Below are 26,366 nucleotides of genomic sequence, written 5' to 3'. Positions count from 1 at the left end.
ATCCCAAGGGGGAAGATACATGCGCCAAAACTCGCTCATCGGTGGCACTGTGGTGCTCGGCCTCGCCGCAATCTGTAACCGCATCATCGGCATCGCCTTTCGCGCCTATGTCGTGCGAGCAGTGGGAGAGGAAGCACTAGGGCTGTACCAAATGGCCTTTCCGCTCTATACAGGCATCGCCTCCGTGGCTACCGCCGGCATCTCCATTGGCGTAGCCAAAATTGTCACCGACCACCGCCAAAAAGGCAGCATGAGCGGTGCTACCTCTACTCTCAAGGCGGGGTGCCTACTGGCCCTCATCACGTCTTTTCTTAGCATGCTCATACTCTTCTTCGGTCGACACATCATTGCCGTAGACCTGCTCAAAGATGAACGAACACTGCTACCCCTGCTAGCCCTTATCCCTGCCTTGCCCATCATCGCTATGGCAGGTGCACTGCGCGGTTTCTGCCAGGGTATGCGGTTTATGTCGCTTGTGGCACTAGGGCTCCTCATTGAGCAAGTGGCGCACACCGTGTTTGCGCTCGCCATCATCGCCCGGTTAGGGTCGTCACCCCCGGAGACCCTGGCCATGGGACTCGCGCTCGGCTACACCGGCGGCGAGCTCTTGGGCCTTATCAGCATCGGGCTCTCGGCACTACTCGCTACTAGGCACCACAAGGCCCCTGCCCCAGGTCAGATGGCACCCCTAATCGCCATGGTTCTGCCGGTGGCAACTGGGCGCATCTTTCTCGCCCTTAGCTCCACACTTAATAATGTTCTGCTCCCCCGCTCGCTCCGCTTCATGGGCTATTCTGCAACCGAAGCGGCCGTTTTATATGGGCAACTAACGGGCATGGCTCTAAGCGTGCTCTTTCTGCCCGCGGTACTAACTTTCCCCCTGGCCAGCAATCTCTTGCCGGCGATGGCCGAAAGCACCCACTCTACCAGCCCCAAGCAAAAACAGCACCGCTTTCAGCGCGGGCTAAGTTATGCTCTCCTACTTGGCATGCCAAGCAGCGTCCTCTTTATCACCGTCGGCCCAGAGCTTTGTCAGCTGCTCTTTGGTGTACCTGCCGCAGGGCAACTACTCGCACTGCTAGGCTGGGTGGCCTGGCTCATCTACCTGCAGCACATTACCACCGCGACTTTACAAGGCCTAGGCAAGCCTGCTCTACCAACGCGAAACGCAGTCATATCTACCTTACTTAGTAGCCTTACCATCATTATACTGTCACGTTTTTATGGCTCTTTAGGCATCACCGCGGCCGTCTTTGCCATCATGGTCGGTACATCCTGTGGCGCGGTGCTCGGCTTGGTGGCCGTACTAAAAGAGACCGGGGGAACAAAAGCTACCACGAGCATCATACTGCGCGGGGCAACTGCCGCGGCGGTCTCTCTGTTTATGACGCTCTACGCCCTAGATGTCTTGGCGCTAGCCGGCCTGCCCCGCATCCTGCTTGCTGGTGTAGTAATCGCGCTTTCTTTCTATCCTCTCGCCCTAATTTTCAAGCTCCACCGCGCCTGACAAGGAGTTACAACGAATTTGGCGAAGATACTAGTTTAATACTTAGGACAGGAGGGCCAAGAATGAAGATGCGGCAGCTGCTTCACGACCACTACCACATCGATGTCGCCTGTGCAGAGCTTCTGACCACAGGGCGTATAAACCGTACCTATAAAATAACCACAGTCGATGGCCTGCTCTACTGTCTGAAGGTCTATAGTGATGCGGTAGAGGACAAGCGTATTCAGGACGGTTTAGAGGTGACCAGCTACCTCGCCCCTTTAGGATTTCCCGTTCCTCAGGTGGTGACAGCGAGAGGCCACCAGCCCTTGCTAAGCCTCGACAAGCGACGCTACTTACTGCTCAAATTTATCCCTGGCCGAAATATATCACGCCGCCTGCTTGGCCTCGCTGAATGCCTTAGCATGGGCAAAATGCTAGGCAGTATCCACCAGAGTCTGCGTAACTTCCCCACGGCAGACAAGCTGTACAGCACCTTATGGAAGGGAAGCCAGGCCTCGCTACCGCGCGTTTTTGACTTGCTCAAAGTTGTACAGGCTAAGGAGTATCGCGACGCCTTCGACATTTTCGCCCTAGACTCCCTGACCTATCGTATCCAAGCCATGCAGAGCCTCGATGTTGCCCCCGAGCAATTCTTTCACTTAGCGCGCCAAGCCATACATGGCGACTACCATCTCGACAACATCATCTTCGGTGAGAGGGGCGAGGTTAGCGGCGTGCTTGACTTCGACCAGACTTGCTATGCCTTCCCCTCACTTGAGCTCATGCGCGCTATTAGCTTCACCTGCTTTGACGGCCAAGACTTCAATTACGCTTGGGCCAAGGCCATTTTACAGGGCTACCAGGCGGTCGGTGGCAATCTCACCCCAGCAGATTATCTAGAGATGCCCCGCCTCTGGTACTGCCAGCTACTGCGCGGTCTCTTTGGTTTAAGCGAGCACTACAGCGGCGCGGCCGACCCTAGGCAGGACGAAGCAGCCCAAGGTCGACACCACACCATGGTTTGGCTGGGCGAAAACCTGACAGAGATCCGAGACTTTGTCTGGAGCGTAACGCAAGGGTAAAGAAAGACATTAGAACTACATGACTGTTTCTAAGAACCAGCCCACCACATGGCGCATATTCTCGAGGCGCAGTTTCGGCTTGCCACTTCGCGTCAGCTCATGGTTAGACGCCGGAAAGCGCACTAGGCGCGTCTTAACCCCGAGCTTTTTGAGGTAGACATAGAATTGCTCGCCCTGCTCAATGGGACAGCGCATGTCTTGCTCGCAGTGCAAGACCAAGGTAGGGGTCTTGACGTTTTTGACATAGCTAATGGGAGAGCGCTTGAGCAGCAGCGCTTGGTCATCCCATGGATTTCCATTTATCTCAAACTCGGTAAAAGTATAGCCAATGTCGCTCACGCCGTAGAAGCTCAGCCAATTTGAGATGCTACGGTGTGTTACTGCGCCCTTGAAGCGATCCGTATGCCCCACTATCCAGTTGGTCATAAAGCCGCCATAGCTTCCCCCCGTAACTCCGAGGCGCGCTTTGTCTACCCATGGCAGAGCCACAACGTGGTCTACGGCGAGCATCAAGTCGCCATAGTCATTGCCGCCATAGTCGCCGCGCACAGCGTCGACAAAGGTCTGCCCGTACCCATGGCTGCCGCGTGGGTTGGTAAAGAGCACGCCAAAGCCATTACTGGCGAGCAGCTGAAACTCATAGAAAAAGGAACACCCGTACTGCGTGTGTGGCCCGCCATGTATTTCTAAAACAACGGGGTACTTCTTCCCCTCTGCAAAGTTCACAGGCTTCATCAGCCACCCCTGAATATCCCAGCCATCCACGCCCTCGTACCAGAATTCCTCGGGCTCACTGAGTGAGATCTCGGCTAACAGAGCGGCGTTAACATGGGTTAGCTGCCTTTCGCTGCCATCCGCCTCGAGAACGTAAATTTCGGCAGGCTGCAAGAAAGTTGCTTCGCACATGGCGGCCACGCTCGTATTCTTATCGAATGATAAGCCCTGCACATGGCGACGCCCGCGGGTGACTTGATCTACGGTGCGTGTGTCTAGCCTGACCACGTAGACATGGGTGTCGCCGCGGTCGCTGGCCATGAAGTACAAGCGTTGCCCGTCGGCCGAAAAAGTCAAGGAGCGCCCGCCATCGCCGTAGCGACAATCCGAATTAGTGTGGTCACCAATGCTGCGGTCAAAGCCGGAAGTCACGCATACCGGCTCGCCACCACAGGACGACACCAGGTAGATGCGATTTAAAGTCGCGAAACGGTACTCTAACGTGTGCCCTACATAGGCCACGTGCTTTCCATCAGGCGACCATACTGGGTCAGCGGCCGGCCCAGGGGTCGCAGTTAGGCGTTTAATTTCACCAGTGGCTAGAGTTACCGAATATATGTCGCTGTCGTAGGGAGCAAACTCCGTGTCGCTGTCGCGGTTGCTGCTAATAGCCAGGTAGCTTCCGCAGGGCGAGAAGCTCGGGCTATGATGGTCAAAATCTCCCTCGGTCAGCCGGCGCGGTGTACCACCCTCTAAGCCTACCACCCATACATGGCTATGCTTGCCATCAAGAAGGCCCATAGCTTCATCGGCTTTGTACTTAATCTTATCAACTACCTTGGCTTCCTCACGGCGGTTTTTTTCTTCCGCTTCTTTTTCCTGCTGGGTACGGGGCGTAAGCAGCCTAGCGACATCGTCACTACCACTAGCACGCGATAAAAAGACGAGCTGTTGTCCGTCGGGCGACCACACGGGGTTAGTCGCGCCATAGCGCATGGTAGTCAAGGGCCGTGCTTCGCCCCCTAGACTTAGGTCTAGCAGCCAAAGCTGCTTATCTACACCGCGGTCGGAGACAAAAACTAATTTTGTGCCGCAGGGTGAAAAGCGCGGCGCAGTCTCAGCCTTGCCGCCAGCTGTTAGTTGGTGCAAATCGCCACCGCCGGTAGGTACGGCAAAAATATGCGAGCGATACTCCATCGTCTCGCCCTCGATGTGGGTCTTAACGAAGGCAATCGTCTTGCCGCAGGGGGACATCTCGGGGGAGGAGATAAACTGCATCCTTAGCAAGTCCGTTTCTGACAAAGGCCTTTTCATAAAATGATTCCTCCTTGCTATCTTCCACCAGACCATATTTGCCATGCAGGGGCAAATTCCTTCGCCGGACGAAAAATATTCACCTACTGAGGCGGTCAATCCACGGCTCGACCTTGAGCACGCGCTTGAGCTCGTCATAGGCTCTAGCACTAGGCGTGGTCTGACTGCGCTCGGCGCGAATCATCAAGTTCTTAGGTGTATCGAGCGGCGAGACATACTCTACAACACTCACTTTGTAGCCCGCCGCCTCTAACGCCAACACCCGCAGGCCATCGGTCAAGACATCGGCGAGTCGCTGTTTTAGCAGGGCATGACGAGCCAAACTCTGCAGCGCGCCATAGTCGATGCTTTCAGTGAGCGCGGCTTGGCAGCAGGGCACGGCAATAATGTACTTGGCCTGCATGGCGAGACCGAGTGCTAACGCTTCGTCGGTGGCTGTGTCGCAGGCATGCAGACTCAGGACTAAGTGCGGTTTTTTGCTGGGTACGTAATTGCTTACCTCTGCTCGGACAAACTCCATGTTGCGATAAATCAATTCCTCTTGAATTCTGCGCGAGGCGTCCACTACATCTTGGTTTTGATCAATGCCTATGAAAAAGCACTTAATGCCGAGCACTTCGTGCAAGTAGTAGTTTAAGGCAAAAGACAGGTAAGACTTGCCACAACCACAGTCTAGCACCACTAGTTCCTCGCCGCGCGGCCAGTCCGCCACCATGTGCGATAGGAGCTCTATAAAGCGGTCCACCTGGTAAAATTTGCGTCTCTTGTCGCCCTTAATTTCGCCTGTAGGGCTCATAATGCCTAGCGCCGTAAGCATTTTACGCGCTGGCTCGGCCTTAATAAAATCTTGCCGCGTTCCCGTGATTACTGCCTGGCTGTGCGCGGATGGCGGCGCTCCGGCGTCACTCCTAAGATGCTCCGCGGCCTTAGTATGCACCTTAATTTTACCAGACTCGAGAGTCACGAGAGTTTCTGTGCTGCGCAGGACGCACCGCAGAAGAACTTTTTTCGCCGCACCAATATGCTGCTCCAGCCACATTGTGATATCCTCTAGTGGTACCTCGTAGGTGCTCTCGCCCTTTGTTTGTACCACAAAGCCCGCACGCCCCCACAGCGGGCTAATTTCTACCCGACGCCCGTCCGTCTCAACCTGCAAGAACTGAAAGTCGCGGCCTTGCATCTTTTCACCGACAACCCCTAGGGGTGCCAAGAGCCTCTTATCCATTACTGCACCTCAAATTCGCTGAAACTTAGCTGCTCCTCACACGTAGTATAAGCGTGACAAAACTTTAGAGCAGAGCAAGGAGTGATTACTGTGAACCAACAAGGACGTATTCTCGGCGCACTACTGATCGTCGTAGGTCTCATTGCTGTAGTAGGCATGTTTTTGGGTAGCTCCTACAATAGTTTCGTGAGCTTATCCCAAGAAGTTGACGCCCAGTACGCCGTAATTGAAAGCAAGCTGCAGCGCCGCTTTGACCTTATACCCAACTTAGTGGAGACGGTCAAGGGGCATATGGCACACGAGGCCGAGGTCTTTGGCAACATCGCTGACGCTAGAGCCAGAATGGCCGGGGCACGCACGGTCGACGAAAGGGTGGCGGCCAGCAACGAACTCGAGAGCGCGTTCAGCCGGCTCTTAGTCGTCATGGAAAACTACCCGCAACTAAAAGCGCAAGAGTCAGTCGCCCGCCTTATGGATGAGCTCGCCGGCGCCGAAAACCGCATCAGCGTCGAGCGCGACAACTACAATGCCGTGGTCAGGCAGTACAATACGCGCATACTCTCTTTCCCTGCGGTCATCATGGCCCGTATGTTTGGCTACAGCAGCCGTCCCTACTTTCAGGCTGACCCCGCTGCACAACAGGCGCCACGCGTCAACTTAGGCAATTAACTAGTTAGAGGGGGGATGCTCTGTGAGAAGAGCCTGCGCTTTAATCTTCATACTACTACTTTTCGTGCCCGCCATCTCCTTCGCGGCAGTGCCGGCGCGTCCGGCAGAGCTCACCTTTGTCAATGACTTTGCCAAGATACTCTCTCCTTCGCAAAGTGACACCCTCACCCAGGTACTACAGGGTATAGAGCAAGCCACCACCGCAGAATTAGTAATCGTCACCATGCCTAATCTCGGTGGAGAGACGGCCCTTACCTTTTCGCAACGGCTCTTTTCCGAGTGGGGCATTGGCAAGCGCGAAAAAAATAACGGCATGCTAATTCTGGTGAGCATAGAGGAGCGCGAGTTTCGCTTTCACACCGGCTACGGCCTTGAAGGCGTGCTGCCCGATAGCTACCTCGGCGCTCTTATGCGGCAGTACATTACCCCTGCCTTTGGCGAAGGCCGCTTCTACGACGGGCTGGCTTTAGCCCTGCTCAGCACAGACGGCATCGTTCCCCGCCTCGAACGCGAGCACAATGTAACCATCGACACCACCGCAGTAGCCATACCGGGGGAGAACACTGCCTCGTGGGCCGACATGCTGGGCTCCGGAGTATTCTTGGTCATCATCCTGGCCCTTCTTATGACTAGGGGCGGACGTAGCATGCTCTGGTTTCTCCTCGGACATGGCCTAGGCAGCATGAATCGGGGTGGCCGCGGTGGCCGGGGTGGCGGCTTTGGCGGCGGCTTCGGTGGTGGCGGTTTCGGTGGCGGACGCTCCGGCGGCGGTGGCGCAGGCGGCAGGTGGTAAGGCCTCTAGCGTAAGCCCATGGCCTTCTGCACACGGCTTAACGTCACGCTAGCCACAGCCCTGGCCTTTTCGGCCCCCGCTCGCATAGTCATATCAAGGTCAGGCGACTCTAGATACTCGAGGATGCGCCGCCGCAGGGGGTCTAGCACGGCAACCACTACTTCGGCGGTGTCCTTTTTAAGCGCCCCATAGCCCTTGCCCACAAACAACTCCTCGAGACTAGCGATACTGCGCTCGCTGAGCAAGGCGTTTATAACCAAGAGATTTGACACCCCGGGCTTTTGCTCGGGGTCGTACTTTACTTCGCTGCCTGTGTCTGTAACAGCGCGCATAATCTTCTTCTGCATCGTCTCTGGCGTATCGAGCAGGCTAATATAGCTCGCCGGGGTAGGGCTAGATTTGCTCATTTTCTTTGCTGGGTCATCAAGGCTCATTATACGTGCCCCGAGCTTCGCGATTTGATGCTCGGGCACGACGAAAACATCGCCGAAGCGCTGGTTAAAGCGCAGGGCGATATCGCGACAAAGCTCAATATGCTGCTTCTGGTCTTCCCCTACGGGTACAAGCTCCGTATCGTAGAGCAAAATATCGGCAGCCTGTAAAACAGGGTAGGTATAGAGGCCGACTGAGACAGACTCGCGGCCCTCTCCCTTTTCTTTAAACTGCGTCATGCGGCTAAGCTCACCGAGGTAACTCAGGCACTGCAAAAGCCAAGCCAGTTCGCTGTGCTCTGGCACCTGTGACTGCACAAAGAGCGTGGCCCGCTCGGGGTCTAGACCGGCCGCCAAGTAAACCGCGGCCAGAGTCCTCACTTGCTCGCGCAGCGCGGCGGGGTCTTGGGGCAGTGTTAAGGCGTGCAAATCTACAATGCAGTAAAAGGCTTCGTGCAGAGCTTGCCGCTCCACAAAATGCTTAAGCGCACCTAAGTAGTTACCGAGGGTTAAAATCCCCGAGGGCTGAATGCCCGAAAAAACTCTCGCCATAGCTCTATCCCCACTTCCCACTTCTAGTCGATGGTGATGCGACTCCGAATATACTCTTTCAGGGTATCGATCGGTATGCGCACCTGGGCCATAGAGTCGCGCTCGCGCACAGTGACGGCGCGGTCTTCTAGCGACTCAAAATCGAAAGTAATGCAGAACGGTGTGCCTACTTCATCTTGACGCCTGTAGCGCTTGCCGATACTTCCCGCCTCGTCATACTCCACCATAAAATGCTTGGCGAGCTCGCGATAAAGCACTTCTGCCTCTGAGCCTAGTTTTTTGCTAAGCGGCAAGATGGCCGCCTTAAGGGGGGCGACTGCTGGGTGTAGCCGCAGCACGACCCGCGAATCGTCTGGGGCGAGCTGCTCTTCACAGTAAGCATCTGCCAGTAATGCTAGGGCTAAGCGCTCCACACCTAGGGAGGGCTCAATAACATAGGGTACGAACTTTTCGTTGCTTTCGGCGTCAAGAAAGCGCATATCCTCGCCTGACTTCGCCATGTGGGCCTTAAGGTCAAAATCTGTACGGTCGGCAATGCCCCACAGCTCGCCCCAGCCGAAGGGGAACTTAAACTCAATATCTGTCGTCGCGGCACTGTAGTGGCTGAGCTCTTCTTTAGCATGGTCACGCAGGCGTACACTCTCTGGGCGAAGACCAATGGCCAGCAGCCACTCGTGGCAGAACTTGCGCCAGTAGGCAAACCACTCTAAGTCCGTGCCGGGCTGGCAGAAAAACTCCAGCTCCATCTGCTCAAACTCGCGCGTGCGAAAGACAAAGTTGCCCGGTGTAATTTCGTTGCGAAAAGCCTTGCCGATTTGCCCTACTCCAAAGGGCAGCTTGCGCCGGGTAGTGCGCGCTATATTACGAAAGTTAACAAAAATACCCTGTGCCGTCTCCGGCCGCAGGTGAATCTCGGCCCTTGAGTCTTCGGTGACACCCTGGTAGGTCTTAAACATTAGGTTAAACTGTCTAATCTCCGTAAAGTCATGCGCCCCGCATTTTAGACATTTGAGCTTTTCACTATCTATGTAACTCTTAAGCTGTGCCTGCGCCCAGCCGTCCACATTCACTTTGGCCGCTTCCTCTACCAGGTGGTCAGCCCGAAAGCGGCTCTTGCAGGCCCGACAGTCAATAAGCGGGTCTGAGAAACCACCCACATGGCCACTGGCCACCCATACCTCTGGGTTCATAAGAATGGCGGAGTCTAGGCCCACATTGTAGGGTGATTCTTGCACAAATTTCTGCCACCACAACTTCTTAATATTCCGTTTTAGCTCGGCCCCTAGCGGTCCATAATCCCAGGTGTTGGCCAGCCCACCGTAAATCTCAGAGCCAGCGAAAACATAGCCACGGCTTTTGCAGAGTGCCACAATCTTGTCCATGGTAACCGTCATCAAGAACTCCCCTTTCTCAAAAAAAACAAAAAGACCCCGTCCCACAAGGGACGAAAGGTCCTCTTTCCACGCTGCACAGGCGTGTTGCATAGCCCCCTGAATCAACGTGTATGCACTTGCTAGGATTATAGCAGAGTAAAGGCATTGGCGCAATTAACAGCTGTCGAGTGAATCTATAAGCCGGGTTCTGTACCGCTCGCGCGGCAGCAGTCATCTATCTAGGATCTACGTTGCCGTAGACCTCCTTCGCACCAAGGTGCGCATAGCGACCAACCCGGGAGAACGAGCGGGCAGCTCTTAACTCTCCCCTATTAGGTCTTGCTCCAAGTGGGGTTTACCTAGCCGTACCTGTCACCAGGTCGCTGGTGAGCTCTTACCTCACCTTTTCACCCTTACCCCGAGGGGCGGTATATCTCTGTGGCACTTTCCTTCAGGTTACCCCGACTGGCCATTAACCAGCACTCTGCCCTGCGGAGCCCGGACTTTCCTCGCCGATTTGACGGCGCGACTGCTCAATTCACTCGACACTATATTCTATGCTTTTTTAGCGCATTTTGCAATAGAAACAAGCTTCCATTTTCTTGATTATAATTTTTCTGCGCTCGTGGCATCTTACTCTTGACAGCTTCAAAGCGCACATGATAAACTTACTCAACAGCTAATGATTACTGTTTGCGACCAACAATATCCTTCTCCCGCCTGCCCGTCTCCCACTTCCTGCTTCTTATTTCCTGCCTCTTGCTTCTTGTCTCTTGTCTCTTGTTTCTTGTACCAAATTTAGGGGGAATGCATGATGTTCGAAAATTTCACAGTTAAAGTAGGCCAAGATGTTCCAAATTTCAGGCTCGATGTGCTAGACACAGCTGCCGTTGAGTTCAGCGAAATCAGTTTAGAAAGGCTCAAGGCTGAGCGCAAATGGACCATCCTCTTCTTCTATCCCGGCGACTTCACTTTCGTCTGCGCCACAGAGTTTGCCGCCATATCCGCCAAGTACGAAGAATTTAAGCGTTTAGGCGCTGAAGTCATCACGGTGAGCAAGGACACCAAGTACGCCCACTTGGTTTGGCAACGCGTAGAAAAAATGCTGGAGGACGTTAAATACCCCATGGGTGCCGACCCCACCGGCAATATCTCGCGCTTGTTCGGCGTCTACGATGAAAGTTCAGGCCTCGCCCTACGCGGCACCTTCATTATCAGCCCCGACGGCAAGCTTATGAACTCTGAGATCAACTACTTCAACATCGGCCGCAATATCGATGAGTTGATGCGCAAGTTCAAAGCCAACCGCTACCTCGCCAACCACGACAGTGAGGCGTGCCCGGCGCAGTGGGCAGAAGAGGGCGACCAAACACTCACACCTTCCATCAAGATGGTCGGCAAAGTTTACGAACAATACGGAAAAGAATAGTAGACCAGGGAGCAAGTGCAGGAAGAATAGCCGCCCAGGTAGCAATCGACATTAAGAAAAAGAGGGGCATGCTTTAAGCAGAGCCCCTCTTTCGTCTACCTACGCCTAGAGCGAGGCATGGCTTACGGCCTCTTTTAGCAGGGTAATCCTCTCCTCTACCTCACTCTGCCGCCTAGCGATACTCTCGCCCCTGCCCTTAGTCAACTCATCGCGCACCCTGAGCCAATGCGCCAAGTCGCGCGACAACAGCTGTAGCAGCAATGGGTCATGCCGGGCAAGGTTCTGGCGGCCATATTCAAGTTCAAGCGGCGAGTACGAGCCGCCCTCGCCTGGTTCGGCGCGCAGCACTTGGTACAGGTAGTCGCCATCTAAAACTAAGCGTTCGTCCACGATTGCATAGCCGCTAGTAAGCAAGTACTGCCTAAGTTCCGCCGCGTCGACATTCGGCTGCAGCACTAACTGCCGAACCGCGGTAAGTTTTGTTTCGCCCCTAGCCAGTATGCGCGCCACTGTTCCGCCGCCCATGCCAGCGATGCAGAGGGCATCTACTTCTCCTACGGCCAAGGGCTTAAGGCCATCGCCAAGGCACACTTCGATCCTGTCCTCGAGTCCTGCCGTCAAGACTGCCTTTTGGCTCTCTAGGTACGGCGAACGGTTTATCTCTACCGCCACGCCGCGCTCGGCAACTCCACATGCCACCGCAGTCGTAATGAGCAAACCATGGTCACTACCGATCTCCGCCAGGCAGCGACAGGGGGTGAGCAGCTCTAGCAAGGCCGTAAGTCGGGGTGAAAGAGATGTCATAAATACCCTCCCCTATGCGAAATCTTGTCCGAAAACATGTATAATCTAGTCATACTACTATCGTAACGATATTCCTATATATATCGCAAGGATATACCTAGGTATATCGCAAGGATATACCTAAGTATATCGCAAGGATATACCTAGCAAGCGCAAAGGGGAGAAGAACTTGAACATCAGAAGAGCCGCAATTACCGACACCCCTAAAGTCATGGCCATGCTCGCCAGCATTTGGGAAGACGACTACCTGCCACATACTTGGATTAGCTGGGTAGAGGAAACTGACCGCGGCGTGGTACTCGTGGCCGAAGAGGGAGACGAATCCGGCGCAATCATCGGCACCTGCTACACGCACTTTCTACCAGATAGCAGCTGCTGGCTACAGGGCATGCGCGTTGACACCAAGGTCCGCCGCGCCGGCGTCGGCAGCGCACTCACAGCCGCCAGTCTCGCGGTGGCCAGGGCAGCACATTGCACCCATGCCTACCTAGGTATCGACGCCGACAACACCCCCTCGCTCACTATGACGGAGAGAGCCGGCTTTCGCAAAGCATGCGATTACTCGAGAGTGGGCAAAAAAATCCCCGCGCGCGAATCTGGCCTGCCTAAAGAGAGCACCCTCTGGCGCAAAGCCCAAGCCGATGACTTAGAGCGCATGTGGGAACTAGGACAGTCCTATGCCCCAAGTAGCGCTATTTTTGCCAGCTGGAAGTGGCAGCCTGTATCCCGCGCGGCGCTAGAGAAATTCATCGCCGAGGAGGACCTCTGGGTATGGGGAACGCCCGAAATTTTAGTCTGGTCTGGCTTTGCCATACACGATGAGTACCGCGCCCTCTTCCCCCTGTGCGGCGAAGAAGACGCAGTACAGGCCGCCTTCTTAGACTTGCTACAGTGGCTGCCCGACGAAAAAGAACTCTACCTCGAGCTATGGCAGCCGCCGCAAAACGCCCTGGGAGACCTGCCGCAGATGAACGGCTTTAGCGGAGACGACGGCTACACCATCTGGGAGTACAAGCTCTTAACAGAGGGTACGGATAAAATTTAGCGGGCGTTCATCTCCACTATCTTCACTACTAGCTCCACAGCTTTCTCCATGGTCTGGATAGAAGCGTACTCATGCGTGCTGTGGTAATTATGCCCGCCGGTAAAGATATTAGGGCAGGGCAAGCCCATAAAAGAGAGCCTAGCACCGTCCGTACCACCCCTTACCGGGGTAGTGATAGGCGTAACGCCAATCTCGCGCATGGCTTGCTTGGCCAAATCCACGATGTGCATGGCCGGCAAGATCTTCTCGGCCATGTTGTAGTAAGAGTCCGCTACTTCTACCGTGAAGGTGCCCTCTCCGTAGACGCCGTTAAGGTAGCGGCCGATTTCACCTAAACGTTCTTTTCGCGCGGCAAACTTCTCTTTATCATGGTCGCGAACTATATACTTTAGCACAGCCTGCTCCGGAGTCCCCTGCACTTCCGTCAAATGATAAAAACCTTCGTACCCTTCGGTATGCACTGGGCGCTCGGCGGGTGGCAGCATACTGTTAAAATCAACCCCAAGGAGCAGGGCATTCTTCATTTTGTTCTTCGACGCACCGGGGTGAATATTGCGCCCCTTAACAGTAACCTTGGCCGACGCCGCGTTAAAGGTCTCGTACTCAATGCCGCCTAGGGCACCGCCGTCAAGTGTGTAGGCGTAGTCCGCCCCAAACTTCGCCAGGTCAAACTTAGCCGTACCGCGCGCAATCTCTTCATCCGGGGTAAAGGCAATGCGCACCGTGCCTCGCTTAATCTCGGGGTGCTGCAAAAGATACTCCACGGCCGCCATAATCTCAGCAATGCCGGCCTTGTTATCTGCTCCGAGCAAGGTCGTACCATCGGTAACAATAAGGTCGTCCCCCGTGCAGAGCTTAAGCTCGGGGTACTCCGCAGGCGAAAGCACAATACTTTGCTCCTCGTTTAGCACGATGTCGCCTCCGTCGTAGTCCTTGACAATACGCGCCTTAATGCCCGCGCTCGGCACATCGGCCACCACGTCAACATGGGCTACTAGGCCAATCGTGGGCACACTATGTTCCACATTGCCAGGCAAAGTGGCGTACACGTAGCCATACTCATCAAGATGAGCGTCTGCAAGGCCTAGTTCGAGCAAGTCTGCTACCAGTATCTTGCCTAGGTCGAGCTGCTTTGCTGTGCTGGGCTGTGTCGGAGAATTGGCATCAGAAGCCGTATCCACTTGGACATACCTTAAAAACCTTTCAACTAATCGCGTCATTAATTGCGCCTCCTCGTAACCTATTAAAATTTGTCCCTAACGATTTCTCTAATTCTTCACCGCACGCTTTTCTTCCTGCCATCAGACAAGCATTAACTAAAGGAGGTCTGTAGGTGAGCTACCCCTTTTACATCCTCGACGTCTTTGCCCCCCATAAGTACGCGGGCAATCAGCTGGCAGTTGTCAGGCACAGCGCCAAACTGACCAGCGCCGAAATGCTAGCCATCGCCAAAGAGATGAACTACAGCGAGACGACCTTTATTTACTCTGATTCCCCGCGCGAGGGGGGTTTTGACGTGCGCATTTTTACCCCAGGCGAAGAGGTCCCTTTTGCCGGGCACCCCACCCTAGGCACAGCCTATGTCATTCAGCAGACCATTTTGCAGCACGAAGTCGCCGAGTTGGTCTTAAACCTTGCCGTCGGTAAAATCCCCGTCACCTTTACCTACGATGCTGGCCTGCCCCACACCCTCTGGATGAGGCAAGTACAGCCCTCGTTCTTAAGCACACTTGACCCTCAGGGCATGGCAGACTTGCTCGGCCTAACCCTAGAGGACATCGACTCCCGCTTCCCCATCCAAGAGGTAAGCACAGGGCTGCCCTTTATAATTGTTCCCCTTAAAAATCTCGCCGCGGTAAAAAAGTGCCGCCCCGAGACCCGCCGTCTACTTGACTATGTCGCCGCCCTTACCGCGAAGAACATCCTCGTTTTTGCCCCCGAGACCTATAACCGCGAAAACGACTACAACGCCCGCGTCTTTACCGACTACCTCGGCATACCCGAAGACCCTGCCACAGGTAGCGCCAATGGCTGCCTGGCCGCCTACCTAGTCAAGTACCGTTACAACGGCACCACCTCGCTCACCGCGCGCGTCGAGCAAGGTTACGAAATCGGCCGCCCGTCTTTGCTCCTGCTCAAAGCCGAGGAACAAAAGGGTAGCATTGCAGTCCATGTCGGCGGTCAAGTCGTACTTGTGGCGCACGGCACACTACTATAACTACAACATGGGAGGACGTTACTAATGCCAAGAGACTTTAACCACGACATTTTAGACCTTATCAAGGCCCGCTGGTCCCCACGTGCCTTTAGTGCTGAACCAGTCGCCATGCCCGAACTCTTAGCACTCTGCGAAGCCGCACGCTATGCACCGTCGTGCTTTAACGAGCAGCCCTGGCGCTTTATCCTCGCCACGACCCCCGACGAACTGGCGAAAATGCAAAGCATCCTCGCCGAAAGCAACCTAGAATGGGCCCAGCATGCCCCGGCCCTACTCCTTATTCTCGCCAAAAAGACCTTCTCAGAAACCGGCCAAGACAACTACTGGCACATGTTCGATGCCGGCACCGCCTGGGGCTACCTCTCGCTCGAAGCACAAAGCCGCGGGCTCATTACCCACGGCATGGGCGGTTTTAGCAAAAAGAAAGCGCAAGAGCTCTACCAACTACCGAGCGACCTCGCGCCTATGGCCGTCATCGCCATCGGCAAATTAGGCCAGCGCGATAACCTGCCCGAGCCCCTGCAAGCGCGCGAACACCCCGGCGAGCGCGCGAACCTTGAAAGCCTGTTCCTCAAGCAGTAGGGACGGAGCCTGCTGCTTGCACCCCTTCCCCTTTCATTTCTATCTCGCATTAACCGATCAGAAGTACGCTGCTATCGCATGCTTAGCTAGCCGTATCCGATGCTACTATAAACCCAACAGGATGCGCATTCGATCTTCGACTAACTCCAGCGTGCTAGGAGCAACAGCTCCTAGACAGCGATCTAGTCGCTTCAAAGATACCGACCTTACGTCCTCGCACTTCGCAGAGCTCACGTAACTAAGCCCTGTTTCGATCGGGCTTAGCGTGACATGTAGAGGTACATTCCTGCGTGTTGTAGTTATAGGCACTAGAACGACCAGTTCGGCGGGCCCATGATTAAACTGATTAACCGACACAATTAGTGCTGGGCGCATGCCTGCTTGCTCGCGCCCCACGACAGGGTCGAGCGACACCAGCCAGATTTCACCTCGCGAAGGCCTCACTTTCTGTCCTCCAAGCCGTCACCGAGCGTAAATTCCCAGATCTGCCGTTCGGCCACTTCTTCTGCCCACAAGACGGCGTCAGCCTTTAGACAGGCATAGGCATCATTAGTCGCCTGAAGGAGAAGTTGTCTCCTATAAGATTCAATCGCCTTGCCCAGCACAATCTGCATAGACTCATTTGACTGCTTTGCTAACTCCCTCAACATACGAACATGTTCCTCGGCTAACCTTACCGTAGTACTCGCCATGTAGCTCACCTCCTCTACATATTAGTATACAAAAGAGCACACAGAAATGCAACGCATGGCGCCTTCTTCCTAGCAACAGGCTCCGTCCCTGGTGCTTGCGATTGAAGCGTCCCAATTCGAATTTCGCTGTGATCTGGGATCGGGACGGTTATCGTGCTCTGGAGGATCATCTTCTGCATAATAATATGGCTACCTCGCCTCCGCACCTCAATAAAGCCGTGCGCAGACAAAATCACGCACAGCTCTTTGCCGCTAAGTACCCGCAACCTACCCACGCGCTACCTCAATGTGGGTGACAAAAACCTCTCCGCGTAGCCGGGTCCCTATTTCTTCGGAAGACGCTGCTTCAAAGAATAGTTCCACTGCTTCCAGTAAATTTCTCCGCGATTGCTCCACTGTATTTCCTTGGCTCGCAATATCAAGTTCCGGACACAGAGCGACATAGCCATCGCCTTCACGCTCGATAATAGCGGTCAGTCTCATTGCAGCGCTCCTCCTAAACCAATTTCTAACATGATTATATGCTAAATCTAAAGCACCTTCAAGCGGCCTTAACTAATGCTATGCATTCCAAGCAACAGGCACCGTCCCTGGTGCTTGGCGCTCGGCCCCTGGTGCTAGCTGCTCCCGCCTCTACTGACTTGGTGCACGTAGTACGCGTTGATGTCTAACAGGCTGGCAATCTTGCGGTGGCTTAGCTTGGTGTGGCGCAGCAGTTCTGCCACGAGTTCCTCCGTTTGTTTTGGGTTACTCTTGAGAAAACTATGGTCTTTGATCTCCCGTGTGCTGCAAAAGGCAGCCACTATGGTTTGCGCACGCTTTAGCCTGTCGCGCTCTATATCCTCGGCGGTGTCTAGGTACTCGTTCTCATCCGGCTCAAGGTGAAATATCTTAAAGCTCTCGGTTCCCTTAGGAAAGAGTCCAAGGACCACCCGCTTTTGTATAGGAGATACTATGTTGAGGTTGCCTAGATACTCGCCATAACTGCTCCACCTGTACTGTCGCGCCTCGGCCACGAGGCCGGCCTTCACAGGGTTATTATGCACGTACCTTATCAGGTGTGCTAGGTACTTGTCGTCTTCGACAATTTCGCTCCGATAGCGATTTTGAAATACATGCCCTACCCTCTTGTTCACAAAATTATAATGCATAGCATACTTGATATTTAACTTCCGCAGGGCTAAGGAGAGGGCCACGATATCCCCCTGCACCACCAAGTGCACATGGTTATCCATTAGGCAATACGCTACTATGTCCAGCTGCTCAGCTTCCTTCAGCAGATCAACAAAGTAGGTCTTGTCTTTACTAGACTGATAGATAAAATCCCTGTCGATGCCCCGCATCATGATGTGGTAATACCCTGTGGGGCTTTTTTCGCGTGCTTGTCTTGGCATTTCGCATAACTCCTTTCCAAGTCGACTAGCAAAAGGCTCCGTCCTAGTTGAAATAGATATAAAATCGCGATATTATGTATATAATATTGAAAATGTCGATTAGGAGGGATTATGATGCGATACAGTGAAAGCGCGCTTGTTGAGCTGAAGGAAGCAGTAACGGCTGACATCAAGAAGGAAATTGTGGCATTTGCTAATTCAAACGGTGGCGAAATCTTCATAGGAATTGCTCGCGATGGCCAAGTTGTCGGCGTACCTAATACCGAAGCAGAAATGGAACGCATCAGCAATATGATCCTTAATGGCATCAGGCCAGATCTTTCTTCCTATACCACAGTTGAGCGACTGCTAGAACAAGGCAAGAGCATCATTCGCATCTGCGTATCGCGCGGCGCAAAACGACCTTATCATTTATCTGACAAAGGCCTTAAACCCAGCGGGGTGTCCGTGCGCCATGGCGTCATCGCGGCACCCGCGAGCGAAGAAGCAATCCGACAAATGATCCGCGATAGTGACGGCACAACCTTTGACAAGGCACGCTCCCCCAACCAAGAGCTTACCTTTGCGTACGCAAGCAAGTTCTATGCGGAGCGCCAAGTGAAGTTCGAGGACATGCGCTCAGGGAAGCTCTGCTAAACTGCATCGTGCACCGTGATTACGATTACTCCGGTAGTATCCTTATAAACATATTCGCAGACCGCATGGAGTTTTTGTCCCTTGGTGGTCTAGTCAAGGGCCTAACACTTGCTGATATCATGAGCGGCGTTTCTCAATCACGAAATGCCGTGTTAGCCGCCGTATTTTACCGGCTAGAGTTGGTAGAAAGCTATGGAACAGGAATTCAAAGAATTATTGAGAGCTATGCTGGGCACTCTCGCCAACCTAAGTTTTCGCCCGCCCCATCATCCTTCTTGGTGCAACTACCCAACATTAATGAAAACCCCGTCATTGACTCCGCCCTAGCAGATGCGGACAAGGTACTTCAGCTCTTAGCTCACCAAGGTACGGTGACTCGCCGCGATGTTGAAAACCTCCTCCAATGCTCATCCTTTCCAGCCACCAATGTGCTTAACGATCTACTACGCCAAGGGAAGATTGTTCGCTTCGGAGCCGCTAGGGCAACTAGGTACCGTCGTAGCAAGTAACAAGCAAAAGGCTCCGTCCCCGCTGCTGGCGTCCCTGCTGCTGGTGGCGCTAGCGCGAGAGCTCGTCCATAAAGGCATGCTTGCGCGCATATGTCTGCCTGAGTGCAGCTATGATCTCAGCTTCTGCCGCATCGCCACAGGCCTCGCGGTACAGGCGTGCTACCCTTCTAATCCCAGCATATGCACTGCGTGAACTGGCTTGGATGGCCAAGCGCATAATGTGCTGTATAAACAGGTGCTTAACTTCTGCCCCATAGTGTTCTGTCAAGTACGGGTACCATGTCTCCAGCAGATGCCCGCTTTTTCGGCAGCGTTCCAATATTTTATCCACTAGGCCTTCTGCAGCCAGAAATTCCATAAAGTCATGCTCACGCTGTTCTTTTCCCTCGTACCGGCCCACCAGTTTCGCCCGCACCATGGGCCATTCCTCTGCCGCATACAAGGCTTTGAGCTGCGCATGCCACACAAAGCCGTCCGCAAACAGCAAATCCTCGGTTAACTCTCGTTGCCTGCCAACGTTACCCATCTGCGCATACGCTTCGACCATGTACTTCTTCCATGTGATGCCCATCCATGGACTCGCACTTTTCAGACCCACTTCAGCTAATTCTAAGGCTAGCGCAGCATCCCCACGCTCTAGGGCCCGAGTGACCGCTTCCTTCCGAAAGTCACCGTGCGCTAGATTTGCCAGCAGAAACTCGTCCAACTCCGCGCCGCTGCCATGCTGCGTAAGCATTGCGTGTTGGTGCCCGAGGAGGGCTTCTAAGCGCTCATCATACCCCCGATACGTCGACTTAAGATGCTTCCAGTACTCCTGATAAACCTCGCGAAGTTTGCGCCCCACAACTAGGTTAGTCGCCAGCGGCCCACAGGCGCCGAGCAGGCCGATAGCTACATCATATCTCTTGCTGCCGACGTACTCCCGCATCGCCGCGTGCATTCGATCGAACAGCTCTACCTGTTCAGGCGCGCTCCGCATATGGGTTGCGGCAACAAGCGCCGCCTCCACTTCACTAAGACATTCCTCAACAGTTTCCGGCTCGTCTTCAGGGTTAGAGACGCCGATTACTTCACCTTCAAAACACTCGTCCTCGTCATCATCGGCATCCTCTTCATCGTCTTCAGCGTCTTCATCGTCTTCATCGTCTTCATCGTCTTCACATTCTTCATAATGCACAGGTAGCACCTTAACCGCAGCATCAAGCACCGCCATGCACAACTCAATGGCACGTTCAATCCGTCCGGCTACAATGTGCGCCTTCGCCTTGTCTAGCACGACATCGCAGCCGCGCATAGCAACCACTCGGCCCGACACACTGGCTCTGTTGACGGTATCGTCAATTGTCGACCAAATTATCTCACGTGCCACGCGCAGCTCTGCATCCTTGGACACATGCTGGCACAGGAGCGCCCTAGTTAAGTGCGCATCCTCGGTGGCCAACTCTAGGATAATGCTTTGTAGCTCATCGGGGCTGAGTGCCGTAAGCGCGGTTGCCAGCTCGGCCAGCAAAGACACGCTTGCCCCGCTACTTTTTCCCCCAGCAGCCGCTTTCTTCACCTCCGCCGCAAGGGAATAAAACACCGCGACTTCGTGCTTGCAGAAGGGTCCACCCTCGTAAGGACAGCTACATTCTGAGTAGGTAATGTCTCCACGCGGCCCGACAGCAACGTTAACGTCGTAAATATCGCTACCTCGCACAAAAGCGCGATAGCGCCCCACATCGACACAAATCACGCCGCTGACACTCCCCTCAGCGTAGTAACCTTCACCTCGATCCACAATCACAGGATCAATGTGAAGCATAAAATTATTCAGGTTCACTCTCTTGCCTCCTTTAGGCTACTCCTCATCCCTGCCCTCTTTCGCTTCGCCGTGGCGAATAGTGTTGTTGCCTCTTGCCAACACAAGCAACAGGCTCCGTCCCTAGATTCTCCCGCCGACAGCCAGAAGCTGCTTGATCCATGAGTCAAAGTGGGGGCACTCCCTTCGAATTGTGTCTATCCCGATCCGCCCAGCGATAATGGGTCCAGAACTTGCTTTGAGATACCCATACCCGGGCACACAGTCAATTAATCTCTTAGACGGTGCTAGGTCAGGATCAGAGTTAATGTGTTCTGGGCTCAGGAAACTACTCCTAACTACCTCTAGCTTTTCCTTGAGACCACAAACATCGAAAAAGTGATCGGAAATCGAGGCGACATCGGAAAACAAATATGCTTCAAACTCGTGTAGCTGTATCTATGGTAGTACTCTCTGACTGCCTAAATCACTCTTCATAGATTTCTCCAATATGGAAACAGCCTCGTAGGGATCGTCACATTGCAGGGCAGCCTCGTAGCCTGGAAAATCGCTCGGCAGGCGGTAAAAATCAAACATCGTGGTTAACCAAGCTGTCCTGTCATGTGAGAGCCACATCTCGATGTCTCTTTTAGGCAAAGAGTAGTTAGCTAAGCCGCCTCGAAAATACTTGTCTCCACGCTTGCTAGTTAAGACTCGCCTAGCGGCAACATATACCTCTGATGTTCCAAGATAAGGTGCTAAAACATCTCTTACAAATGTCTCCTCCGTTTGCCCCTCAACAATGATATTCACGCGCGTCATAACGCCGGCCTGCCGCCAAAAACATTCATCTCCCATAGTTCACCCAACGAGTATTCCTTTAACCATAACTCCAGCGCGCTTTCATCCAGTCTCTTGAAAACTGACTGTTTGTTGCTCCGTTCGGCCACCAAGATGTCATTGGCCGTAAATTGATCCACAAAGTAGGCCGACTGGGTAGCCACCACAACCTGGGACTTACGGGATGTTGCTTTGATAATGTCGGCAAGTAGCCTCAGCGCGAATGGATGCAATCCTAATTCTGGTTCATCTAGAATGATGCATGATGGCAGAGAGGGCTGCAGAAGCATAGATATCAGAGCCATCATCCTAAGAGTGCCATCAGATAACTGGTCTACACCGAATGGGTAGTCTGAGTCCTTCTCTCGCCATGACAAAGAAATGGTGCCTGTGTTTTCTACATCCGGTTTTAGAACAAAGTCTCCAAACCACGGAGCGAACAAACGGACATATTCAACAATTCTGCCGTAGTAGGCTGGATGCTCCGAGCGTAAGCGATATAGGAAAGGCGCTAGGTTGCCGGCATCGTCACGCAGGTATTCGTTGTCGGCGATGCTGCACTTCTTCTTAACTCGTGCGTCTGGTGATGTATCATGAAAATGATACACTCGCCACATACTCATAATCGACTTTATAACTTGTGCCGTCTTCGCTAGCTCTGGTACCTTTGCGTCATCAAGCATTGTCTCTTTATGTCCTGCCGAACCCAAAGATTTTGGCGTTTTTGCCGAGGAGTTTGTCCTTGTGAAAGAGACTAGCTCATCCAGGAAAATAAGCGTGTCTCCCGCGGCACACGCAAATTTCGCCTCGTAAACGTTCGAGCCTGCCTTCGTATCAAAAGTTAGGCTACACTCCAATTGGGGTGAACTCTTTGCCCCGTAGTACAAAAGAGTGTTCGCCCCACCTACTCTGGCAACGTACAATTGCAGTGCTTTGCTAGTAATGTAGTTTAGCATGCGAAAAAACGATAAAAAATTGGACTTACCGACCCCATTGCCCCCAATAAGAATATTTATGGGTTGAAGATCGATGGTCTGCTCCCGCAGACTTTTGTAGCCAGAGATCCGTATTTTCTTTAACACATTCATCACCTCTCGAGCAAAGTTTATCAACACGCTACCCCTCATCCGTTCTGGACGGCTGCAACTTGCTTCTAGCAATAGGCTCCGTCCCTAACGCTAATTGATGACATTGTATGCGGAACTTCCGAGTTCGTCAACATTTCACTTCCGAGTTTGGCAACGTTTCACTTCCGAGTTTGGCAAGTGAGACGCCTGCAACTTGCTTCTAGCAAAAGGCTCCGTCCCTGTTGCTTGCTGTTGCTTGTTGCTAAATCATCCACACCGGCACACGCCAATTGGTGGCATCTATGGGCAGCAAATCATTGCTCATGCAGATGACCACTCCATTTCCGATGATGGTTTTTGCCTGCGCTAGGCCGCCATGTTTTTCTGGGTCCTGCACCGGCTTCAAGACGCCAAAGTGTTTAATAGAATCCCGCCCTGGTGACGCTGATTTCTTTATCTCAATCGGGTAGAGGGTTCCATTTTCGTGGATGAGAAGGTCAATCTCTTTCTTGTCTTTGTCTCGGTAGTAGTAAATGGGTGGCTCCCGCCCAACGTTCAAAAAGCTCTTATAGATCTCCGAAAAAACATAGCTCTCGAAGAACGCCCCTGACATAGCACCCTTCTCAAGCACCTCCGGGCTGCTCCAACGCAAAAGATAGGCACATAGCCCCGTATCTAGAAAATGCAGCAGGGGCATCTTGGTGATGCGCTTAAGCACATTGTTGTGGTAGGGTTGCACAAGGGCCACCACGCCAGATGATACTAGGATTGAAATCCATTTCTTTACGGTGGGGGCAGAGACACCGCATTCACAGGCAATCTCCTCGTAGACAACTGGCTTGGCAGTCCGGGCCGCCACGGCAACCATGAACTTATAGAAGTCCATTTCATCCGCCACTTGCGTTAGATCTTTGATATCGCGCTTGAGATAGGTCTCGACGTAGGAACGATAAAACATCTCCCAAGGAACGTCATCAGAGGCGTAAAGCTGCGGCATAGACCCTTTGAAGATGCGCTCATACAAGTCAGTAAGCCCCATCTTTTGCACTTCACCAAGACGAGACATCAACATTTCGGGGTTGGTAGTAAAAACGCGCGAAGGACGGCCCTGAATCTCACTGTTTGAAAGCCCCAAGAGATTAATAATACCTACTCGGCCAGCTAAGGTTTCGCTAACATCACGCATCATCACAAATGATTGGGAACCGGTGAGCCAGAAGTCACCGCTACGCTTCGACCTATCTACAGCCATTTTGATGTGCGACAATAGTTCAGTCGCATACTGAATTTCGTCAATCAGTACTGGTGGTTTGTAGCGCTGCATAAATAGGGCCGGATCAGTCTTGGCCAAAAATCTTATCTCGGGGTCGTCTAGGCTGACCACTTGACGCCCTGGCATAGACAGGTGCTCCAGCAATGTAGATTTACCCACCTGACGCGGCCCGGTTACGAGCAGCACAGGGAAACTTCTAGCCACCCTATTCACCGCATCTTCTACAGCGCGCTTAATGTACAATACCCTCACCCCTAGGTTAAGCGATTTGCGTCTAAACTAAACTTATACTTTAGTATAGCCAGAAACTCGAGCGCTGGCAAGCGGGCGCGACAAGCAAAAGGCTCCGTCCCTACCGCTCGTCCCCCCCACTTGCTTGATTTTGCCACTTAGATTGCATATGATAAGGCAAAGGCGCAAGAGATTAGGGAGGCGTATGATGTGAGGCGGTTTAACACAACGGGCCCGTGCTTTCCTGACGAGCACTACATGCTTAACGCCGAGGACCGGCTTGATGTGCGTGGGTTGATAGAGCAAGGGCAATACTTTGTCATTTATGCCGCACGTCAAAGCGGCAAGACCACCCTACTTAAGAGTCTTGAACAATCCATAAACACTAGTCAGCTCTACTACGCACTCTATTGCTCGCTCGAAGCAGTGCAGTCCTTCCCTGAACCAGAGCGCGGAATACCTCAGATTTTTAACTGCATAACTTCAGCTATAAAAATATCGGGTCTGCCCCTAAAGGGTAGCCTCGGTGAAATTGCAGCCAGCGTCGACAAGAACGACAGCGCTGTGGCGATAAAAGAGCTTTTTCATGCCCTGTGCGCGAAGCTTAACAAACCGCTTGTCGTTTTCTTTGATGAGGCAGACTGTTTGAGCGAAGGTACGCTTGTCACCTTCCTGCGGCAGTTACGGGATGGCTATATTAACAGAAAACAAGCCTCGTTTATTCACTCTTTGGCCTTAGTCGGCATGCGCTCTGCCAGTCCGTTTAACATAGTCAGAACCGCATTAACCCTACACAATTTTACCCGCGCGGAAATTGCCCAACTCTATAGCCAGCACACAGAAACAACAGGGCAGATATTTGAGCCCGGGGCAATTGACAAAGTACATTGGTGGACAAATGGGCAACCCTGGCTGGTAAATGCCATTGCCTTGGAAGCGATCGAGAATGAACTGAGCTACGACTATGCCAAGCTAGTAACGGCTGACATGGTAGAAGATGCGGTGCAGGCTATAGTTCTTCGCCGAGATGTACATATTGATAGCCTACTTGAGCGACTTAACGAACCACGTGTGCGAAAAGTCATCGAGCCCGTTATCCTTGGGTTTGCCGAAAGAATCGATTACATGTCAGATGACTTTATGTATTGCTTAAATCTTGGACTCATAGCAATAGAAGACGGGCAGGTTGTCGCCGGGAATCGCACCTATGGCGAGGTGTTTATCCGCACCTTGTCCTTCAGCACCCAGTTCGCCCTGCAAAGCAGTATAAAGCCAGTGTGGGCATTACCCGACAGGATCGACATGACTGGCCTGCTTAAGGCATTCCAGCAGTTTTGGCGAGAAAACAGCGAAATCTGGATAGAGAAGTATGAGTACAAGGAGGCTGCGCCTCATCTTGTGCTGCAGGCATTTCTGCAACGGGTTATAAACGGCGGAGGCGACATACTGCGCGAGTACGCCAGCGGCAGACGGCGGTTCGATTTATGCGTCCTGTATGCCGGAAAGAAATACCCCCTCGAGCTCAAGCTTAAGCATAGCGCCAAAACCGAGCCCGAAGGGCTTGAACAGCTCGGAGCATACATGGACACCATGGGGGAGCGCGAAGGCTGGTTAGTAATATTTGACCGGAGCATAGATACGCCTTGGGAGAACAAGTTATACTGGAAAACTATCGCTACAACCCAAGGGACTATCCATGTGGTGGGTTGCTGAGCCCAATCAATTAGCAGAGACGCAAAAGCGCTAGGCTCCGCCCTAGCGCTATGGGCATCAGACTTCGACTCCAGCTTCGGCAACAAAAGCCTCAAGAATAGACGACTCCGCATTCAGGGCATCGATCCCAAAAGTCTCAATATGGAATCGGATTGCTGATCTTACATCTGTCAGCGCTTCCTCGTAAGAATCTCCCTGCCCGACTATAACTCCCCTAACCCCCAATGGGTAAGCCACGTAACCATCAGTGTGTTTTTCAACCACAATCTTGAAGTGTCTCAAGTGCCCACCCCCTCGCGGTTCTCGCTGTACATATACATATTATCAAAAAAATAGTCTTGCCGGAAGAGTTCGCAATCACTCATCTATAATCTTACCGAAGGGGTATTGGCTCACTCACATAGAAATCTTACCGAGGGGATGTGTGTGAGGATGTCACTAAGCAGTCGAAAAGAGTATTTTCCCACGATGGTTGAGAGATACCGGAAAGCCAAGAAGCGCACAGAAAAGA

Annotated in this window: 26 protein-coding genes, 1 other RNA gene and 1 pseudogene; 10 read left to right on the top strand and 18 right to left on the bottom strand. The window is 53.1% G+C overall.

Going from position 1 to position 26,366, the window contains the following annotated elements:
- Positions 1 to 19 precede the first annotated feature (19 nt).
- Together KGZ92_01040 and KGZ92_01035 are read left to right on the top strand one after the other, a co-directional pair.
- Complete coding sequence (locus KGZ92_01040) at positions 20 to 1,507, top strand: oligosaccharide flippase family protein (protein ID MBS3887870.1); 1,488 nt, start codon at positions 20 to 22, stop codon at positions 1,505 to 1,507.
- Positions 1,508 to 1,569: 62 nt separating this feature from the next.
- A complete protein-coding gene (locus KGZ92_01035) occupies positions 1,570 to 2,571 on the top strand; it encodes a phosphotransferase (protein ID MBS3887869.1) in 1,002 nt (333 codons plus the stop codon).
- Between the two features lie 15 nt (positions 2,572 to 2,586).
- Here the strand turns inward: KGZ92_01035 and KGZ92_01030 are convergent, their stop codons facing one another.
- Together KGZ92_01030 and KGZ92_01025 are read right to left on the bottom strand one after the other, a co-directional pair.
- On the bottom strand, positions 2,587 to 4,599 hold the full coding sequence (locus tag KGZ92_01030) for a S9 family peptidase (protein ID MBS3887868.1): 2,013 nt from the start codon (positions 4,597 to 4,599) through the stop codon (positions 2,587 to 2,589).
- A gap of 79 nt (positions 4,600 to 4,678) precedes the next feature.
- Positions 4,679 to 5,824 carry an SAM-dependent methyltransferase gene (locus KGZ92_01025; protein MBS3887867.1) on the bottom strand — a complete coding sequence of 382 codons (1,146 nt, stop codon included), beginning with the start codon at positions 5,822 to 5,824 and terminating at the stop codon, positions 4,679 to 4,681.
- A gap of 156 nt (positions 5,825 to 5,980) precedes the next feature.
- Between KGZ92_01025 and KGZ92_01020 the strand changes: the two genes are divergently transcribed.
- Positions 5,981 to 6,493 (top strand): LemA family protein, encoded by a 513-nt coding sequence (locus KGZ92_01020; protein MBS3887866.1) that lies wholly within the window; start codon positions 5,981 to 5,983, stop codon positions 6,491 to 6,493.
- Positions 6,494 to 6,515: 22 nt separating this feature from the next.
- Positions 6,516 to 7,286, top strand: a complete 771-nt coding sequence (locus KGZ92_01015; protein MBS3887865.1) for a TPM domain-containing protein — start codon at positions 6,516 to 6,518, stop codon at positions 7,284 to 7,286.
- A 5-nt stretch (positions 7,287 to 7,291) separates the two neighbouring features.
- Here the strand turns inward: KGZ92_01015 and trpS are convergent, their stop codons facing one another.
- The 3 genes from trpS to rnpB form a co-directional block, all read right to left on the bottom strand.
- On the bottom strand, positions 7,292 to 8,269 hold the full coding sequence (trpS, locus tag KGZ92_01010) for a tryptophan--tRNA ligase (GenBank protein ID MBS3887864.1): 978 nt from the start codon (positions 8,267 to 8,269) through the stop codon (positions 7,292 to 7,294).
- A gap of 23 nt (positions 8,270 to 8,292) precedes the next feature.
- The gene (locus tag KGZ92_01005; GenBank protein MBS3887863.1) at positions 8,293 to 9,663 is read right to left on the bottom strand and encodes a glycine--tRNA ligase; all 1,371 of its coding nucleotides are present in this window, start codon (positions 9,661 to 9,663) and stop codon (positions 8,293 to 8,295) included.
- A gap of 160 nt (positions 9,664 to 9,823) precedes the next feature.
- Positions 9,824 to 10,187, bottom strand: an RNA gene (rnpB, locus tag KGZ92_01000) — RNase P RNA component class A.
- Positions 10,188 to 10,456: 269 nt separating this feature from the next.
- On the opposite strand from rnpB, the gene KGZ92_00995 reads away from it, so the two are divergent.
- Entirely contained in the window at positions 10,457 to 11,071 is a 615-nt protein-coding gene (locus tag KGZ92_00995; protein MBS3887862.1) for a redoxin domain-containing protein, read from the top strand.
- A gap of 105 nt (positions 11,072 to 11,176) precedes the next feature.
- Here KGZ92_00995 and KGZ92_00990 read toward each other — a convergent pair whose 3' ends face one another.
- A complete protein-coding gene (locus tag KGZ92_00990; GenBank protein MBS3887861.1) occupies positions 11,177 to 11,875 on the bottom strand; it encodes an SAM-dependent methyltransferase in 699 nt (232 codons plus the stop codon).
- Between the two features lie 169 nt (positions 11,876 to 12,044).
- On the opposite strand from KGZ92_00990, the gene KGZ92_00985 reads away from it, so the two are divergent.
- Positions 12,045 to 12,920: a GNAT family N-acetyltransferase gene (locus KGZ92_00985; GenBank protein MBS3887860.1), complete on the top strand. Its 876-nt coding sequence runs from the start codon at positions 12,045 to 12,047 to the stop codon at positions 12,918 to 12,920.
- Here KGZ92_00985 and pepT read toward each other — a convergent pair.
- Positions 12,917 to 14,140: a peptidase T gene (pepT, locus tag KGZ92_00980; GenBank protein ID MBS3887859.1), complete on the bottom strand. Its 1,224-nt coding sequence runs from the start codon at positions 14,138 to 14,140 to the stop codon at positions 12,917 to 12,919. The two genes, KGZ92_00985 and pepT, sit on opposite strands and share 4 nt — an antisense overlap.
- 113 nt (positions 14,141 to 14,253) lie before the next feature.
- On the opposite strand from pepT, the gene KGZ92_00975 reads away from it, so the two are divergent.
- A complete protein-coding gene (locus tag KGZ92_00975; protein MBS3887858.1) occupies positions 14,254 to 15,138 on the top strand; it encodes a PhzF family phenazine biosynthesis protein in 885 nt (294 codons plus the stop codon).
- Positions 15,139 to 15,162: 24 nt separating this feature from the next.
- On the top strand, positions 15,163 to 15,720 hold the full coding sequence (locus tag KGZ92_00970) for a nitroreductase family protein (GenBank protein MBS3887857.1): 558 nt from the start codon (positions 15,163 to 15,165) through the stop codon (positions 15,718 to 15,720).
- A gap of 105 nt (positions 15,721 to 15,825) precedes the next feature.
- Here the strand turns inward: KGZ92_00970 and KGZ92_00965 are convergent, their stop codons facing one another.
- From KGZ92_00965 to KGZ92_00945, 5 genes are all read right to left on the bottom strand, one after another.
- On the bottom strand, positions 15,826 to 16,164 hold the full coding sequence (locus KGZ92_00965; protein ID MBS3887856.1) for a type II toxin-antitoxin system PemK/MazF family toxin: 339 nt from the start codon (positions 16,162 to 16,164) through the stop codon (positions 15,826 to 15,828).
- Positions 16,161 to 16,412 (bottom strand): toxin-antitoxin system protein, encoded by a 252-nt coding sequence (locus tag KGZ92_00960; protein ID MBS3887855.1) that lies wholly within the window; start codon positions 16,410 to 16,412, stop codon positions 16,161 to 16,163. Before KGZ92_00960 ends, KGZ92_00965 begins: the two co-directional genes overlap by 4 nt.
- Before the next feature lie 14 nt (positions 16,413 to 16,426).
- Positions 16,427 to 16,687 (bottom strand): type II toxin-antitoxin system HicA family toxin, encoded by a 261-nt coding sequence (locus tag KGZ92_00955; GenBank protein MBS3887854.1) that lies wholly within the window; start codon positions 16,685 to 16,687, stop codon positions 16,427 to 16,429.
- Positions 16,680 to 16,895: a type II toxin-antitoxin system HicB family antitoxin gene (locus tag KGZ92_00950; GenBank protein ID MBS3887853.1), complete on the bottom strand. Its 216-nt coding sequence runs from the start codon at positions 16,893 to 16,895 to the stop codon at positions 16,680 to 16,682. The genes KGZ92_00955 and KGZ92_00950 overlap by 8 nt, the downstream gene beginning before the upstream one ends.
- A gap of 134 nt (positions 16,896 to 17,029) precedes the next feature.
- The gene (locus KGZ92_00945) at positions 17,030 to 17,806 is read right to left on the bottom strand and encodes a transposase (GenBank protein MBS3887852.1); all 777 of its coding nucleotides are present in this window, start codon (positions 17,804 to 17,806) and stop codon (positions 17,030 to 17,032) included.
- A 114-nt stretch (positions 17,807 to 17,920) separates the two neighbouring features.
- Between KGZ92_00945 and KGZ92_00940 the strand changes: the two are divergent.
- Positions 17,921 to 18,951 (top strand): annotated as a pseudogene (locus KGZ92_00940) (putative DNA binding domain-containing protein).
- Positions 18,952 to 19,000: 49 nt separating this feature from the next.
- On the opposite strand, the gene KGZ92_00935 reads toward KGZ92_00940, so the two are convergent.
- The 5 genes from KGZ92_00935 to KGZ92_00915 all read right to left on the bottom strand — a co-directional run bounded on the left by KGZ92_00935 (position 19,001) and on the right by KGZ92_00915 (position 24,154).
- Entirely contained in the window at positions 19,001 to 20,773 is a 1,773-nt protein-coding gene (locus tag KGZ92_00935; GenBank protein ID MBS3887851.1) for a hypothetical protein, read from the bottom strand.
- A 102-nt stretch (positions 20,774 to 20,875) separates the two neighbouring features.
- Positions 20,876 to 21,163, bottom strand: a complete 288-nt coding sequence (locus tag KGZ92_00930; protein MBS3887850.1) for a DUF4276 family protein — start codon at positions 21,161 to 21,163, stop codon at positions 20,876 to 20,878.
- A 27-nt stretch (positions 21,164 to 21,190) separates the two neighbouring features.
- Positions 21,191 to 21,553: a DUF4276 family protein gene (locus KGZ92_00925; GenBank protein ID MBS3887849.1), complete on the bottom strand. Its 363-nt coding sequence runs from the start codon at positions 21,551 to 21,553 to the stop codon at positions 21,191 to 21,193.
- Complete coding sequence (locus tag KGZ92_00920; GenBank protein ID MBS3887848.1) at positions 21,550 to 22,686, bottom strand: AAA family ATPase; 1,137 nt, start codon at positions 22,684 to 22,686, stop codon at positions 21,550 to 21,552. Before KGZ92_00920 ends, KGZ92_00925 begins: the two co-directional genes overlap by 4 nt.
- A 214-nt stretch (positions 22,687 to 22,900) precedes the next feature.
- The gene (locus tag KGZ92_00915; GenBank protein MBS3887847.1) at positions 22,901 to 24,154 is read right to left on the bottom strand and encodes an ATP-binding protein; all 1,254 of its coding nucleotides are present in this window, start codon (positions 24,152 to 24,154) and stop codon (positions 22,901 to 22,903) included.
- Positions 24,155 to 24,352: 198 nt separating this feature from the next.
- On the opposite strand from KGZ92_00915, the gene KGZ92_00910 reads away from it, so the two are divergent.
- Entirely contained in the window at positions 24,353 to 25,855 is a 1,503-nt protein-coding gene (locus KGZ92_00910; GenBank protein MBS3887846.1) for an AAA-like domain-containing protein, read from the top strand.
- A gap of 57 nt (positions 25,856 to 25,912) precedes the next feature.
- Here KGZ92_00910 and KGZ92_00905 read toward each other — a convergent pair whose 3' ends face one another.
- Positions 25,913 to 26,137, bottom strand: a complete 225-nt coding sequence (locus tag KGZ92_00905; protein ID MBS3887845.1) for a type II toxin-antitoxin system HicB family antitoxin — start codon at positions 26,135 to 26,137, stop codon at positions 25,913 to 25,915.
- Between the last annotated feature and the right edge of the window lie 229 nt (positions 26,138 to 26,366).

The sequence above is a fragment of the Bacillota bacterium genome (assembly GCA_018333655.1).
Taxonomy (GTDB): domain Bacteria; phylum Bacillota; class UBA994; order UBA994; family UBA994; genus BS524.
The sequence above is the reverse complement of the archived record's forward strand: the minus strand, read 5'-3'. Positions and strand labels throughout refer to the sequence as shown.